This is a genomic window from Lentibacillus populi, from assembly GCA_014642895.1.
Lineage (GTDB): Bacteria > Bacillota > Bacilli > Bacillales > Amphibacillaceae > Lentibacillus_C > Lentibacillus_C populi.
The window spans coordinates 166,031-181,647 of record BMJD01000003.1; the positions used below are offsets into that span (position 1 = coordinate 166,031).

15 protein-coding genes and 4 pseudogenes are annotated in these 15,617 nt (G+C 40.4%); 14 read left to right on the plus strand and 5 right to left on the minus strand.

The window, feature by feature from the left end; translation table 11 throughout:
• Together IEX12_RS03885 and IEX12_RS03890 are read left to right on the plus strand one after the other, a co-directional pair.
• On the plus strand, nt 1-268 hold a 268-nt coding region (locus IEX12_RS03885; RefSeq protein WP_286170893.1), incomplete at its 5' end, for a dermokine domain-containing protein.
• Nucleotides 195-1,316, plus strand: a complete 1,122-nt coding sequence (locus IEX12_RS03890) for an endonuclease/exonuclease/phosphatase family protein (RefSeq protein ID WP_188724699.1) — start codon at nt 195-197, stop codon at nt 1,314-1,316. The genes IEX12_RS03885 and IEX12_RS03890, both read left to right, overlap by 74 nt.
• Before the next feature lie 274 nt (nt 1,317-1,590).
• Here the strand turns inward: IEX12_RS03890 and IEX12_RS03895 are convergent.
• The 3 genes and pseudogenes from IEX12_RS03895 to IEX12_RS03905 form a co-directional block, all read right to left on the minus strand.
• Nucleotides 1,591-1,778 (minus strand): annotated as a pseudogene (locus IEX12_RS03895) (helix-turn-helix transcriptional regulator); the annotation flags it as partial.
• Between the two features lie 234 nt (nt 1,779-2,012).
• Nucleotides 2,013-2,225: a twin-arginine translocase TatA/TatE family subunit gene (gene tatA / locus IEX12_RS03900; protein WP_188724701.1), complete on the minus strand. Its 213-nt coding sequence runs from the start codon at nt 2,223-2,225 to the stop codon at nt 2,013-2,015.
• A gap of 311 nt (nt 2,226-2,536) precedes the next feature.
• A complete protein-coding gene (locus tag IEX12_RS03905) occupies nt 2,537-3,175 on the minus strand; it encodes a TetR/AcrR family transcriptional regulator (RefSeq protein WP_188724702.1) in 639 nt (212 codons plus the stop codon).
• Between the two features lie 181 nt (nt 3,176-3,356).
• Between IEX12_RS03905 and IEX12_RS03910 the strand changes: the two genes are divergently transcribed.
• The 5 genes and pseudogenes from IEX12_RS03910 to IEX12_RS03925 all read left to right on the plus strand — a co-directional run bounded on the left by IEX12_RS03910 (nt 3,357) and on the right by IEX12_RS03925 (nt 7,237).
• Nucleotides 3,357-4,256 (plus strand): SDR family oxidoreductase, encoded by a 900-nt coding sequence (locus tag IEX12_RS03910; protein WP_188724703.1) that lies wholly within the window; start codon nt 3,357-3,359, stop codon nt 4,254-4,256.
• A 742-nt stretch (nt 4,257-4,998) separates the two neighbouring features.
• A complete protein-coding gene (gene chbG / locus IEX12_RS03915) occupies nt 4,999-5,733 on the plus strand; it encodes a chitin disaccharide deacetylase (protein WP_188724704.1) in 735 nt (244 codons plus the stop codon).
• Nucleotides 5,734-5,768: 35 nt separating this feature from the next.
• A pseudogene (locus tag IEX12_RS03920) lies at nt 5,769-5,929 on the plus strand (PTS lactose/cellobiose transporter subunit IIA); the annotation flags it as partial.
• Between the two features lie 11 nt (nt 5,930-5,940).
• Nucleotides 5,941-6,365: pseudogene (locus tag IEX12_RS23290) on the plus strand (family 4 glycosyl hydrolase).
• Nucleotides 6,362-7,237, plus strand: a complete 876-nt coding sequence (locus tag IEX12_RS03925; RefSeq protein WP_286170896.1) for a family 4 glycosyl hydrolase — start codon at nt 6,362-6,364, stop codon at nt 7,235-7,237. The pseudogene IEX12_RS23290 and the gene IEX12_RS03925 overlap by 4 nt, the downstream one beginning before the upstream one ends.
• A gap of 630 nt (nt 7,238-7,867) precedes the next feature.
• Here IEX12_RS03925 and IEX12_RS03930 read toward each other — a convergent pair.
• Together IEX12_RS03930 and IEX12_RS03935 are read right to left on the minus strand one after the other, a co-directional pair.
• Complete coding sequence (locus IEX12_RS03930; protein WP_188724705.1) at nt 7,868-8,101, minus strand: hypothetical protein; 234 nt, start codon at nt 8,099-8,101, stop codon at nt 7,868-7,870.
• A gap of 34 nt (nt 8,102-8,135) precedes the next feature.
• Nucleotides 8,136-8,753: a hypothetical protein gene (locus IEX12_RS03935; protein ID WP_188724706.1), complete on the minus strand. Its 618-nt coding sequence runs from the start codon at nt 8,751-8,753 to the stop codon at nt 8,136-8,138.
• 235 nt (nt 8,754-8,988) lie between these two features.
• On the opposite strand from IEX12_RS03935, the gene IEX12_RS03940 reads away from it, so the two are divergent.
• The 7 genes and pseudogenes from IEX12_RS03940 to IEX12_RS03965 all read left to right on the plus strand — a co-directional run bounded on the left by IEX12_RS03940 (nt 8,989) and on the right by IEX12_RS03965 (nt 15,506).
• Nucleotides 8,989-9,831 (plus strand): tagatose 1,6-diphosphate aldolase, encoded by an 843-nt coding sequence (locus IEX12_RS03940; RefSeq protein WP_188724707.1) that lies wholly within the window; start codon nt 8,989-8,991, stop codon nt 9,829-9,831.
• Nucleotides 9,832-10,051: 220 nt separating this feature from the next.
• A complete protein-coding gene (locus tag IEX12_RS03945) occupies nt 10,052-10,465 on the plus strand; it encodes a hypothetical protein (protein WP_188724708.1) in 414 nt (137 codons plus the stop codon).
• A gap of 606 nt (nt 10,466-11,071) precedes the next feature.
• A complete protein-coding gene (locus IEX12_RS23295) occupies nt 11,072-11,137 on the plus strand; it encodes a hypothetical protein (protein ID WP_286170903.1) in 66 nt (21 codons plus the stop codon).
• Between the two features lie 321 nt (nt 11,138-11,458).
• Nucleotides 11,459-13,153: a ribulokinase gene (locus IEX12_RS03950; RefSeq protein ID WP_188724709.1), complete on the plus strand. Its 1,695-nt coding sequence runs from the start codon at nt 11,459-11,461 to the stop codon at nt 13,151-13,153.
• Nucleotides 13,154-13,177: 24 nt separating this feature from the next.
• Nucleotides 13,178-13,873 (plus strand): annotated as a pseudogene (locus tag IEX12_RS03960) (L-arabinose isomerase family protein); the annotation flags it as partial.
• Nucleotides 13,874-13,912: 39 nt separating this feature from the next.
• Nucleotides 13,913-14,134, plus strand: coding sequence for a GntR family transcriptional regulator (locus IEX12_RS23750; RefSeq protein WP_371871266.1), 222 nt, complete (start codon nt 13,913-13,915; stop codon nt 14,132-14,134).
• Between the two features lie 445 nt (nt 14,135-14,579).
• The gene (locus tag IEX12_RS03965; RefSeq protein ID WP_155554227.1) at nt 14,580-15,506 is read left to right on the plus strand and encodes an ArsR/SmtB family transcription factor; all 927 of its coding nucleotides are present in this window, start codon (nt 14,580-14,582) and stop codon (nt 15,504-15,506) included.
• Nucleotides 15,507-15,617 lie beyond the last annotated feature (111 nt).

Genomic DNA, 15,617 nt, shown 5'->3' on the forward strand with positions numbered 1-15,617 from the left:
AAAGCCAGGAACATCAACAGTAAAGCCAGGAACATCAACAGTAAAGCCAGGAACATCAACAGTAAAGCCAGGAACATCAACAGTAAAGCCAGGAACATCAACAGTAAAGCCAGGAACATCAACAGTAAAGCCAGGAACATCAACAGTAAAGCCAGGAACTCGTTGTCTGACAATTATTACGGGAGGTGCTTTGGATGAAAAAATGGACGTTCGTACTTATTTTTATTCTGTTGCTATTACCGCTGAATACGGTATTTGCCAAAATTGACACACAAGAAGGCAGGGAGCTTACAGCCACGGTGGCAACGTACAATTTGCATGCCGGGATTGGAACGGATGGGAAGTATGATCTTGATCGAATCGCGGCAACGATCCGAGATATGGGTGCAGATGTTATTGGCCTGCAGGAAGTTGATGTGCATTGGGGTGACAGGAGCAATAACGAGAATACTATAAAGCTATTGGCAGAAAAATTGGACATGGACTATTTCTTTGCGCCGATTTATGATTTTGATCCAGCAAGTGACGATGAGCCACGGAGGCAATATGGTGTGGCGATCTTGAGTAAATATCCAATTCTAAGCGCAGAAAATCGCGATATCACAAGATTGTCGACACAAGATCCAAATCCGGAACCAAAACCAGCACCAGGATTTTTGGAAGCGCAAATAAATATTAACGGTGCACATGTATGGTTTTATGTGACACATCTGGATTATCGAGGAGATCCGAGTGTTCGGGAAATGCAAGTTCAGGACATGCTTGATGTGATGAGCGAGCATCAATACAATATTTTGGTTGGTGACATGAACGCTGCTCCTGATGCTGAAGAGCTGCAACCGCTGTTTCACTGGTTTAATGATGCATGGGCTATGACCGAAAGTGGTGATGGATATACGTATCCGGCAGTATCACCGGTAAAAAGAATTGACATGATATTAGCTTCACCAAGAATGAAGGTGAAAAATACACAGGTGTACTCCTCACTTGCATCCGATCATCTGCCGGTTACGGCTGATATAACCTTGGTCCGCGGCAGTCATTCGCTAACGACTGATGGGATGAAAATACTTGTCGAAGCATTTTTAGAAAATGATGAGATTGCAAGCGAAGAAGCTGCACACGCATTGACAATGCATTTACAGGCTTTACATTATTATGAAAGTCACAGCATGAAAGATAAAATGATCAAACACTTGGGAACGTTTGCAGGATTGCTGCAGCAGCTAAAGATTAATGGAGCTATTTCAGAACATGCGTACACAATCTTGCAGGAGGATGCGGATTATTTGCAGGAAAAGTGGGAGAGCAAGTAAAAACAAGACGCGGATTCACTATCCGTTTATGAAAATCAGCGGGGAGGAAAATTATTCTCCCTGTTGGTACAAGTCCAAACGAAAGGACTGATCGAAAGCGGAAAAGCGCTGATCGAAAGTGGAAATGCGCTGATCGAAAGGAAGAAGCCGCTGATCGAAAGGGAGAAATCGCTGATCAACAGCAGGAATTCGCTGATCAAAAGACGGGAATTCACCGACCAAAAGCGAAGAGGTCGCTGATCCCAAAACAAGCAGTCGATCCAGTTAGCAGTTTCTATTTACCTTCCACCTCTTTCCCAGCTTTTTTTCGATATTTAGATGGTGTTTGCCCGGTTGCGCGTTTAAATGCCTGGGCAAAAAAAGATTGGGAAGAAAAGCCGATAAATTCAGCTATGTGTGCAATATTATAATTGGTTGTCTCCAGCAAATTTGCGATTCTCTGATCCTGACCTGGTTTAAATACCTTCATTTTATAAACCTCGTAGGAAATTTTCACCCCTCCTTAATTAGCAAACTTTTCCTATAACTTTTATTTTATTGGTGTTCGACATAAAAAGCAAGATATATAAAAATCTCGACAAGATATTTATTGTGAAAGCGTTTTAAGATGTGTACGATAAAAACGAAAAGTAAAATTAAAAATAGGGGGCACCCGCATTATCGGGCTGTAATACCCCCACTGAATGAAGTTTCACTTTATCTTTGTTCATTTTGTGGCTTTTCCTTTTTCTTGTTCGCCAAGTTATCTTCGTCACCATCACTGATCAAATCACTGGTTGATTGCTTGAATTCATTTAATGTTTGGCCGGCAGCCTTACCGATTTCCGGCAGCTTCCTGGGCCCGAAAATAATCAGAGCCAGAATGATAATGAGAATTAAGCCCGGAATGCCGATATTAGCTATCCCCATAAGGTTCACCTCTTTACCGAATTTCTAAAACGTACGGTTAGTTTAACCTGTTTGCTTTTGTTTTATCCAAAGAGTGTTTGTCATCAATCTTTAACCAGTAAATCACCACTGTCCAACAAAAATAAAGTTGTTTAATTTTAACGAGCGAAAGCCGCATTCTTCCAACCCAAAATGCGGCTGCCTTAAAAATAAAGTTGTTTAATTTTCATGTTCGATTCCCGTTATGGACAGAATTTGTGATAAAAAAGTTGTAAAAAACTGCTCCACAATCGCGCCCTATTGCTGAAGACAATCTGGGAGCGCGAACATGGTTATGAAATGGTTTGTAAAACTTTAGAAACCCCTTTTTCAATAACGGAATCATCTACAGTATCTAAGTGTTCAGGCTTAAGCAATTGATATTCTTTCATTTTATAAAAATCTATAATCGCTTGTTTCAAGGTAACATCATACTGAATTGAAAATGAGGGTTCCATGAAACGCCGTAACACAGCGTCATCTTGAACCATAAACAATACCGCATTCAATTTGTTGAATATCTTCTGCTTCATTCCGGATTCAAAAAAGGTTTGTAAGTTTTTAATTCGACTTTGTTGTGCAGCTGAAAGATCCTCAAAATGGTGCGGGTAAAATTCTTTGAGATCATTTAAGAACAAATCAGATATAAAAGTTACACATATCAACGATTGCAAAAACGTCATTTGAAAGCGTTCAACATAAGAGACGGAATCATCTTTTACAACGGTATCAGCCCCTTGCAAGTAATTAATATAATACATTACAACCCGTTGAATGATTTCATCTTTAGATGAAAAATGCTTATAAAGTGTCACTTTGCTGATATCCATATATTTTGCGATATCGTCTATTTTTAGTTGGCTGAATTTGTTTCTTCTTATAACAGGTTTTATTTTTTCAATATATTGATCGACGCTCACGGGTTTTCTCACGAAATGAAACCTCCTTTGACACTTATATTATACAGAAATCGCTTTGTTATCACAAACGTATTTTACGCAGATTATTAAATTAACTATTTTAATTAAAATAGTTTACTTTGTTAATTTCATGTTGTATAATTCTTTTTGTAGCTGAACATACTGATAGGAAATATCCATAGGAGGTAAGAACATGCGTGTTTTTGTTACAGGAGCGACAGGCTTCATCGGAACTGCGGTTGTCCGTGAACTCATCGAGGCAGGGCATCAGGTCGTCGGCCTTGCTCGTTCAGACAAATCTGCCGATACATTAAAGGTTGCAGGGGCTGAGGTGCACCGCGGTTCCCTCGACGATCTTGACAGCCTTCGCAGCGGTGCCTCTGCTGCGGACGGCGTCATTCATCTAGCGTTTAAGCACGACTTCTCAGAATTCGACAAGGCGGTCGCAGACGATCTACGTGCCGTCAAGACAATGGGGGAAGTGCTTGAGGGTACGGGCAAACCGTTCGTGATCACCTCGGGAACATTGATGCTCACATACGTACTCCCGCCAGGGCAAATCGGGACGGAAAAGGATGTGGTCGACAACTCAGTGCCCCGGGGTGAAGCGGAGAACGTGGTTATCTCGCTGGCTGAGCGCGGGGTACGGTCATCGTTCCTCCGTCTCCCACCTTCTGTGCACGGCCTTGGCGATCACGGCTTCGTATCGAGCTTGATCGGCATTGCTCGCGACAAAGGCGTCTCTGCCTACATCGGCGACGGTTACAACCGCTGGCCGGCCGTGCATCGCCTCGATGCGGCGCGTCTGTTCCGGTTGGCTGTGGAAGCCGCCCCAGGGGGATCACGGCTGCACGGGGTCGCTGATGAGGGAGTGCCATTCCGTGACATCGCCGGTGTCATCGGTCGTCACCTGAACCTGCCGGTGGTCAGCATTTCCCGCGAGGAGGCGGACGCCCACTTCGGATGGCTCGGTGCCTTTGCGCCGACCGACAACCCAACGTCGAGTGCACTGACTCAGGAACGCTTGGGATGGCAGCCAGTGCATCCTAAGCTCATTCCAGATCTCGAAAAAGGACATTACTTCAGCAACTAAAGGTACAGAGGGCAGAAAAAAATCTGCCCTCTGTTTCATTAAAAGGAGATGATTCACCTTTCGCTTTATTCTATTAAATGGCCCGATTCTGGAGGATTAAGGATATGAATTATACAACCTTATTATTACGCTTCACCGCTTTTTATAGTAAGGCGGTAGAAGTGAAGATTGTTTTCTTTGGCTACATTCTTTCTTCAACCTTGTTTAAGTCAAATTGACCATACTTGCTTTTAGAGATATATTTCAAAATAAAAATACATTTCCCACGGAATACCTTCACGTAATGAGATATCGATAGAGAATCGCGGCTCGAATTTCCGCTTTTGATAAATAAAACCTATTTGGGTTGTCCGATTATTATTCTAGCACTATTGATCATATGCGAAACAATCAAATGACAACTATATTGAGAGAACAAATGACAGCAAAATCTCCAATAACATGTGGATACTTGCTAATGTTATCAGGGTTGCATACAGAACAGTCAGGAATGATATAATGGAACTAAATAGTGTTATCTCTAAATATGGAAGCAGGATCAAATCAATGCAAGGGATTGGATATAAGCTAAGCTTGAAGTTTTGGCCCACTAGACGTTTCTTAAATTGTTTCAACGGGTTTTTAAAACTGACTCTTTACAAATAGATCCAATCCCAATTTCTCGAGTTGAAATGGCAATGATTTGAAAATGCCGCGAATCATTAGTTGTAAATAATCAGGAAAAGTAGAGAGGGTGCGGGATATGACAAAGTTAATTATCAATGCGGACGATTTTGGTTATTCCAAGGGCGTTAATTTGGGAATTATTGAAGCGTATAAAAATGGTATCGTAACATCAACTACAATGATGACGAATATGCCGTTTGCCGAGGATGCTGCGGCACTCGCTAAAGCGAACCCTGAGCTTGGAGTAGGCGTACATCTTGTATTGGACTGTGGATTTCCAGTTAACAACAATGTACCTTCCCTCATTGATGAAGAGGGAAAGTTTCGTAAAAACGATGGAATGAGTTGGAATGCCGAGGAAAGGGATATAGAGAAAGAATATACAAGTCAAATCGAAAAATTTTATTCATTTGGGTTAGTTCCTACACACCTCGACAGCCACCATCATTTACACGGTCATGAAAAGGTGTTTCCTATTGTAGAAAAGCTGGCAAACAAGTACTGCCTGCCAATTCGAAATGTAACCAATCACGCGGAAGCAACCCAGTTGAATATGGTTCAGTATTTTGACCAACGTTTTTATGGGGATCAATTAACATCTGATGTTTTGTTGAAAATACTAGATAAAGTAAGTTCATATGATTCAGCAGAAATTATGACACACCCGGCATATATAGATGAAGCTTTGCTTTCGGGAAGCTCCTATGCTCTACAACGTGCCAGGGAATTAACTATATTAACGGACAAAAAGATACTTCAGAACATTTTAGATAAAGGTGTAAAGCTCGTGACGTATAGGGATATAGGATAATAAGTATTTTTAGAGTGACTTCAGATGTGTCTCGCAAGGCACATGGATTTCAGACGGGTTTAATTCAGGGGGAGCAAGAGGGGAAGAGAAAAAAGTAAGATTACTGCTTGTGCATGCGCAGGATCATTTGATGAATGCGATATCACTTATTGACTTGGCTGGAGAGTTAATCGCTATTCAGAAAAAACTTGCTTAGGGGGTTCAATTATGAGTAAAAAAATCAAAGTTGCAACAATTGGTGGAGGCTCCAGCTACACACCAGAGCTTATTGAAGGGTTTATTAAACGATATGAGGAGTTTCCGTTATCAGAGTTGTGGTGGTTGATATTGAAGAGGGGAAAGAAAAATTGGAAATTGTCGGGAACCTGGCTAAACGTATGATTGCTAAGGCTGGACTGCCAATCGATGTTTACTTAACACTAGATCGCAAAGAAGCATTAAAAAATGCTGATTTCGTTACAACGCAATTCCGTGTAGGACTGCTCAAGGCACGGGCAAAAGACGAGAGAATCCCGTTGAAATATGGTGTCCTTGGTCAGGAAACAAATGGCCCTGGCGGATTGTTTAAAGGGTTACAGACTAATTATGTCCGAATGCGTGGCTTATTAATTTTACCAATCCAGCAGGAATGATAACGGAGGCTGTACTGCGTTATTCAAACATTGAAAAAGTAGTAGGGCTTTGCAATGTGCCAATTGGGATGGAAATGGGTATTGCAAAACTATTGGATGTAGACCATTCCCGTGTCCGCATTGACTTTGCCGGGCTAAATCACATGGTTTATGGTTTGGATGTTTATGTTGATGGTGTCAGTGTAAAGGAACAGGTAATGGAAAAATTAACCGATCCTGAGAACAGCAGCTTCGTAAAAAATATTGAAGGACAGGGTTGGGAGCCGGAGTTCTTGAGGACGTTAAATGTGCTGCCATGTCCGTATCATAACTATTATTATAAATCCAAGGATATGGTCGATAAGGCCTTGAAAAGTGCTGAAACAGAAGGTACTCGTGCTGAAGTGGTGCAAAAGCTTGAGAATGAACTATTTGAATTATATAAGAACCCTGATTTGGCAATTAAACCACCCCAATTAGAAGAGCGCGGCGGTGCTTATTATTCCGATGCTGCAGTGCGACTGATTACTTCAATTTACAATGATAAACGGGATATTCAGCCAGTAAACACGATGAACCGTGGTGCAATTGCCAGCATTCCGAATGATTCAGCAGTAGAGGTAAGCTGTATTATCACAAAAGACGGCCCAAAGCCGATTACCGTCGGAGATCTGCCGGTTCCTGTTCGGGGACTTGTTCAGTCAATTAAATCATTTGAACGAGTAGCGGCTGAAGCAGCAGTAACTGGTGATTATAATACAGCACTTCTTGCGTTAACGATTAATCCACTTACACCATCTGACACGATTGCTAAACAAATCGTTGATGAAATGCTTGAAGCGCATAGAGAATATTTGCCACAGTTTTTTAAAGAGACTGTTGAAACAAAATAGAAAAGACAATAACGGTTCTAGTGTTGTGTGTATTAGTAGCCGTTATTGTTTTTTATGAACCGCCACTAATTTGTTATATTAAACTCCAATTAATTGAATTGATTTCGAATAGATTTACTCGGAACTTCTCTAATTTCTTTTATCCATTCTGATGGCCATTCTTGTGGTAACAGTATTTGATCGCCATCTCCGTCTAGTAATGTTCCTGTTTCTAATGCTTGCGTGTAATGAATGAGTGATTGGTACAAATAGATCAGAAGGCTTATGAATTATTCATAAAAGGAACGGATTGATTTGCCTGTCTCCCATTTTAAATAACTCTAAATCAATAATACCTCGAACGCCCTTTTGCATTTCTATTATAACAGAATTTGCTATCCGGTTTTCATGAATCAGGTGAATTTTCCTAAAAATTGAAATGCTTATATAATAAAGAATGGCTGACCATAGTGTGACTTTTGATCTCGCTGTTAATGTAGTTAAAAGATACAATTTGTGGAGTGATATGCTTACGTTAAGAAGATGCCTTTGGAATGATTTGGGATTAACCATGAAAACCTCAAAAATAAAACAAGGGAATCTTGCTTATTCCAAGCTTCTCTTGTTTTCGTAATGAATGTTGGGGACAGTTTATTTATTTAACTGCTTCAGTTTGTTTAATGGAAGACCGGTCACTTCAGAAACTTCATTTAAAGGCATACCTTTGGAAAAAAGGTTGAGTGCAATTCTTAATTGAGCTTTCAATTCACCTTCCTCTATACCTTCTTCCATTCCTTCTTTTTTCCACTTCTTATCCCATTCAAATTCTCGGACTAATTCATCAATTTTTTTTTGGACTTCTGGATCATGCTCAAGTTTTTGCATTCTTAACACCTCCGTAAACAAGCTGGGATTTGCTTCAAAAATAGCATGAAAGATAAGCCGAATAAAGCTGATTTTTGTTGTCATGCAAATAATCCATGAGGACGTGTTGCAACTGCTCTTTTTCATTTAACTGGTCCGTTAATAAAGTAAGGTACTCATTTTCTTCTTTGGGCAGCTCACTTTGGATCACAAGTTGGATGGGGATATCCATCCCTACTATATAGTATATCCCTTCCTGGTATAAATAGACTTCTTTCTCTCGCTTGCGCAGATGATGCAGGAGTTTCGCTGGCTTATTCAGAGCAACTAATGTTAATGTCATCTGGTGGATATCCATACTGTCTGTACCTTCTTTTCCCCCAGAAACAAATTTATACAGGTATACATAGGCAATCGCTTTATAAAAGTCACCGACAGATAAGTAATCTTTGGGTGATTTATATTCAACGATGTTGTACTTTCGAAATAAATGGGCAATATTTTTACCGATTGGCTTACCCGCAGTGTTTAAAATAATGACGTCCACTTTTAATGGTTCATTCGTTAAGGGATACTCTAAAATGTAGTTTAATTGGCTTTCGTATTCTTTTAACTCCAACTGTAATGCCGCAGCAAATGAGGGATGCCACGAAATGGATTCATTCTCTTTCATCGACTCACCTCACCCCATTACTCTCATTTACACTAGCTAGAATAATTATTTTTTATATAAATCAACAGGATTTCTTCAAACTTCCTATTTCATCTAATATTATAGCTTAATTTTTATTGGGTTTGCATTTATACATAGCCAAATGGGCAAAGCTTCGCAACTTTTTTATAAATGTCGCTACTTTATTTTAAATCTACACCAATCGTTTAACGACTCGATTTCTTATGAACAAGGATTGAGCCAGTTCAAAGAGGGGGTCAGTGAAGTACTTGGCAATCAATCATCTTCCTTGCTTCTTGATCCTGAATATGGATGGGATGCTGCAAAAAAATTAAATAAGGATATCGGTTTAATCATGGCGTACGAAAAGACAGGTTATGATGCGACAGAAAAGGGGCGTCTTCCGAATTTGGTTGATCACTATGCCCTTCAGGATTTAGTAAAAGCTGGTGCAAGTGCTATTAAACTGCTCGTTTATTACGATCATCAGGAAGAAGAGGAAATCAACAACATGAAAACGACACTGATTAAACGTGTCGGGGACGAATGTAAACAAAATGATGTTCTCTTCATATTAGAGCCTGTTTCCTACAGTGCCGAGGGTCTTGATTCGAAGGGTACTGAATTTGCCAAAAGGAAACCAAAAATTGTCGAATATTTTATGGAGGAATTTTCAAAGGATGAATACAGCATTGATGTCTTAAAGGTAGAAGTTCCGGTTTCCATTTTCCATATTGAAGGATATGATCAATACGATAATTATCAGCCGGTTTTCAGTAAGGCTGAAGCGGTGGAATTTTACCGTACTTGTTCAGAAAAATGCCGCCTGCCATTTATCTATTTAAGCGGTGGCGTGACAAATGAACAATTTATTGAAACATTGCGTTTTGCCAAAGAGGCAGGTGCTAAATTTAGCGGCAGTCTTTGTGGACGGGCAATTTGGAAGGAAGGCGTGAAGCCGTTTGCGAATGATGGCAAGGATGCATATTATCAGTGGCTTGAGACGACAGGATCGGAGAATTTGCATAAGGTGATGGACGCGATTATGGAGAATGCGACGCCTTGGGATGAGTTGTAGGAATTAGATGAGTGAAAGGGGAAAGCTCCGGTTTGTGTGGCCGGGGCTTTTTGTTGCATCATGTGCCTGAAAGGTTTGCCACCTTGGAATTGATACGGCCCCTGACACTCGTGCAATTCAGGCATGTCGGGATTAGAATTTGATAAAAAATTCTTCAAATATCGACATTAGCAGTTAGGAAATATGTTATACTGGACAAAAGGAATAGGAGGTGAATAGATTGGAAAAAGAAGATAAGATCATCGGTATGCTGGAGGCCATTACGGAAAGACTTGATAGTATGGACAAGCGCTTTGACGGCATAGATGCACGGTTTGGCGAGGTGGATAAGCGTTTTGACGGCATGGACTCACGCTTTAGTGAAGCGGACAAGCGAATGGAAGGATTTGAGCAAAAGCTTGAAATGCAAGGGGAAACGTTGAAAGAACATGGACAAATTTTGCGTGCTTTACGGACTGGACAAGAACACTTGAAAGCAGAAATTGATGGTATGAAGATTTCAAATGCAAAGGAATTCGGTTCGTTGAAAGAGGCGCTGGATGATCATTCCGTAAAATTGGAGCTTGTGCGAGAAGACACCTGGGCAAATAAAGTGGACATACATCGTATTAAGACAACAATGGGCATGAAATGACTACTAGATTACCTGCACATAAAACACTTCAATAAAACTTTTCCTCATATTAGAGGGTGGACAGATGTTCATCCTTTTTTTAAAAGTAAAGAAAGTATAAAAATTTAGGCTCTATTCTGCTTACGTCAGAGTTGGCCATGTCCAGCTCCAGCGCCCAGCAACTAGCAAACTTCACACTCCTTCATTACGATAAGTCAACATCGGTTCGCTTCCAGCTCACCGTGTTTCCTTTATCTCATTGCGGAGTGCTCCAGTTTGTACGTTGCTAAACGGGCGCTTGCGCTTTTCTTATAAGTAAAAAAAGTTTTTTGCCTCTCACGTGAATTTCCAGCCTCTTCGCGTGCGGGAAAGAGAAACTATCTTAATGCTGGTTTGCTTACACCCACCCTTCCTGCCAATCATATTGATCCTGATACTTTATACAAACGGATTATGTTAAAATTTGAAGCAAGCATAATTAAGTATACTCCTTAATCTTTTTGTGTATAACAAAAAATTTCAAGGGAGGATGTAAAAATGACAAACAACCGTTTTGAAGAGGTTTATACTTAAGGAAAGCTAAGAATTACTAAAGTTATTCGTGATAATGATACAGGGGTTCTTTATATGTTGCATCAAGAAGGTGATGGTGTCGGACTAACTGTTATGATTGATCAAGAAAGAAACCCTTAGTAGAAAAGAATATCTAGCAGAATAGAAAATCTCCATAAATCGGGCGCTATCCGGGTAATTATTATGCCTAAATTGTTCTATGTAAAGATAAAGATAATATGAAATCAATCATAAGGAAAGGTGTATAACAAAATGAGAAATGAATGTAAGATGGAAGTTTGTAGCGAATAGTACCGCAAACGGGCGCCCTAATTGAATAGTGCGTCCTTATGGTACGAATAGGTCAAGTAATTGAATAAAACAGGTTATTTTAGATAAGCATTATCTAAGAAAACATGGTGTAGACGTTTATTATGGTCAGAAGAAAAATGGGGTGAAAAAATGACGGGAGAGAAATATACAATTGGTGTGGACTATGGAACGGAATCAGGGCGGGCAGTTCTTGTTTCGCTAAAAGATGGCAGGGAGATTGCCGACCATGTGACACCATATTCGCATGGGGTGATCGATGACATGCTGCCGAATTCATCTATAAAACTGGAGCATGAGTGGGCATTGCAGCATCCGACCGATTATCTGGAGGTTTTGAAACAATCGATTTCAGCTGTAATGAAAGCCTCTGGGATCAATCCGGAAGATGTTATTGGCCTGGGAATTGATTTCACGGCATGTACAATGCTGCCAATCGATGCACAAGGTAATCCGCTTTGTTTTAATGAAGAATTGAAAAACAATCCGCACAGTTGGGTGAAGCTGTGGAAGCATCATGCAGCCCAGGATGAAGCGAATCAAATTAATCAAATTGCTGAAACCAGAGGCGAGGAATTTTTACCACGGTATGGTGGGAAAATTTCATCGGATTGGATGATCGCAAAAATATGGCAAATCCTAGACGAGGCCCCGGAAATTTACGAGCAAACCGATCAGTTTGTTGAAGCAACGGACTGGGTGATCTCAGTTCTTACAGATAATTTATTGCGCAATAGCTGTACGGCAGGATATAAAGCAATTTGGCATAAACAGGATGGATATCCAGGCAAAGCGTTTTTTCATGATCTTGATCCAGGGCTGACAGACTTAGCTGAAACACAACTGCGCGGTGATGTGGTACCACTGGGGACTAATGCAGGTGGGTTAACGGAAAAAATGGCAGCGCTAACAGGTTTGTCGGAAGGAACTGCCGTTGCTGTTGGAAATGTTGATGCACATGCTTCGGTTCCAGCAGTTGGTGTGGTAACCCCTGGAAAAATGGTTATGGCGATGGGGACGTCCATTTGCCACATGCTATTAGGTACCGATGAGAAACAAGTAGAAGGTATGTGCGGTGTTGTCGAGGATGGAATTATTCCAGGGCTTTACGGATATGAAGCAGGGCAATCAGCTGTCGGAGATATTTTCGCCTGGTATGTCAATCAGGGGGTACCAGCATATGTGCATGATGCTGCAGAAGAGGAAGGAGTCAGCGTTCACCAATGGCTGGAGCGAAAGGCGGCAACTTATAAACCTGGCGAAATAGGATTATTGGCGCTTGATTGGTGGAACGGCAACCGATCCGTACTTGTAGATACGGGGCTAAGTGGGTTACTAATTGGTGCGACATTGCAAACCAAACCTGAGGAGGTTTATCGCGCACTACTTGAAGCAACAGCATTTGGTACCAGAAAAATTGTCGATGCATTCCAAGAAAATGGTGTGCCTGTTGACGAATTGTATGCTTGTGGCGGTCTGCCGCAGAAAAATAAATTATTGATGCAAATTTATGCCGATGTGACGAACCGGACAATTAAAATTGCGGATTCCAAGCAAACCCCGGCATTGGGTGCGGCCATGTTCGCTGCAGTTGCAGCAGGAGCAGGAAATGGCGGTTACGATACGATTTTAGAAGCAGCGGAAAAGATGGCGCGAATCAAGGATGAAATTATTACCCCAATTCCGGAAAATGTAGCAGTCTATGAAAAAATCTACCAGGAATATTCGAAGCTGCACGATTATTTTGGGTGCGGTGAAAATAATGTCATGAAGCGGTTGATGGCACTAAGAACGATTACCGATAATCCAGTGAAACTAGTAAACTAGTCAAAGAAAATGGGAGGAAATGAAATGCGAACAATTAAACCTTATGAATTTTGGTTCGTCACCGGAAGCCAGCATCTATACGGAGACGATGCACTTAAGGAAGTAGAAGATCATTCCTGAGTGATCACGGAAAAATTAAACGAAAATGGCAACTTGCCATTCCCTATCATTTTCAAAAAAGTACTTACAAACGCAAAAGCCATTCATTCCTTAACGCTTGAAGCAAATCGTGATGAAAAATGCGCTGGGGTCATTACGTGGATGCATACCTTTTCACCAGCAAAAATGTGGATTGCCGGACTAAAAGCGTTGCAGAAGCCGCTCATGCATTTGCATACACAGTTCAATCGTGATATTCCGTGGGATAAAATTGATATGGATTTTATGAATTTGAACCAATCCGCGCATGGAGACCGTGAATATGGATTTATCGGTACACGTTTGAACATACCGCGCAAAGTAGTTGTCGGACATTGGGAAAATCCTGATGTTTCCACGAAAGTCGGCAGCTGGATGAAAACAGCAGTTGCAATTACGGAAGGTACGAATATCAGGGTGGACCGCTTTGGCGACAATATGCGCGATGTTGCGGTTACTGATGGGGATAAAGTGGAAGCACAGATTAAATTTGGCTGGACAGTTGATTATTATGGCATAGGTGATTTGGTAGAGGAAATGGCTCAAATATCGGACGAGGAAGTTGAAGAGCTGTTTAACGATCAATACAATACTGTTAAGCATACAATTAAATCAAAGATAATGGATGGAACATATACTCCTCATCAAAAAGTAAGCTCAGAAAGTGAACTAATGAAGGAATTTGGGGTAAGTCGCCATACGGTTCGACTCGCAATTGGAGATTTAGTTACGACTGGTTGGTTATATCGTGAGCAAGGATCTGGTACTTTTTGTGCGGATAGATCCAAGGAAAGTAATAATAAAAATGTAGGCAGCCCAAAAAAACTGATGTGTCAGAAGTGAAAATAACATCCGTCATACACCCAAAAAGTGAAATGGGTAAAGAACCAGCAAAGATAATAATTGATTTGATAAAATTAAAAAACAATCATAAAAATAAGGAGCATTATCAAGTTGAGTCAATTGTTTATTCACCCGAAATAGCAACAAGGAGTTCAACAAAGGATATAAATCATCAGGAAATTATATCTTAGTGGCCTTCCCATCTTATTTATATAAGGTGGTTTTTTCTGCCAATATGACTATATAAAAGATTACAAAAATTTCTCTCCAAAAAGTTAACACCTTCCCAACTTCTGTTTAATTCTGTATTGAATTGAAATATAGTCGATTATTACATAAAACTAACGGGAATTTGTTCAATATAATTAAAAAAGATGGATATTTATCGATTTTTTGTTTATATTAGACTAATGAGTAAAAGGAACGATTATAGGGAGGAATAACCATGCTGGAGTTATCAATAAATAAATTAAAAGAGTTGCAGAAGGTGGCCCATGCGTTGTCATCCGATGAACGGTTAAACATTATTAATCTATTAAACACAGGCAATATGAACATACACCAATTAGCTACTACTTTGAAGATACCTGTATCAACCGCCGCATCCCATGTTAAAGTATTGGAGGAATCAGGTCTTATTTTGACAGAGCTGCGGCCGGCAAGCAGAGGAGCGATGAAGGTTTGTACACGAAATTTTGATGATATCCATATTCAACTAAAAGCAAGCCCAAGTCAGAACAATGACAAGAAGGTATTTGATTTAGAGATGCCAATTGGTCAATATGTTGACTTTGATGTTGCTCCCACTTGTGGGATGGCGGATCAGGAAAATCTTCTGATCCCGGAGGATGAACCGGTTCACTTTTTTAACCCAGTGCGTTCCCGCGCCCAGCTAATTTGGACAAGAAAAGGGTTTTTTGAATATAAATTTCCGCTTATTATTCCTCCTGAGACAAATGTTAGCAAAGTGGGGTTTTCGGTTGAAATCTGTTCAGAAGCCCCAAATCATGATCATAATTGGCCATCTGATATTACCATATGGGTTAATGGAATTGATATAGGGACATGGACGAGCCCGGGAGATTTCGGTGACCGTCCAGGAAAATTAAACCCGGAATATTGGGCAGAGTCAACTAGTACACAGTACGGGACATTAAAAACATGGAAAGTAACAAACAAGGAAACTACGATCGATGACGTTCATCTTTCTAACGTTACAGTAGATGACTTAAATATTTTAGATAGAAATTATTTATCATTGCGGATTGGGATTAAGGAAGATGCCATCCATAAAGGTGGAATCAATCTCTTCGGTAAAAAATTTGGAGACCACGAACAGGATATTAAACTTAGAGTAGAATTTTCCAAGTAGAGTCGTACATAAATAAAAGCTATCCTTAACGTAGGGATAGCTTTTATTTATGGAACAAAAAAACTGAAATAAATCATAAATTTTAAAAACAATATTGACAAATCTCCTATG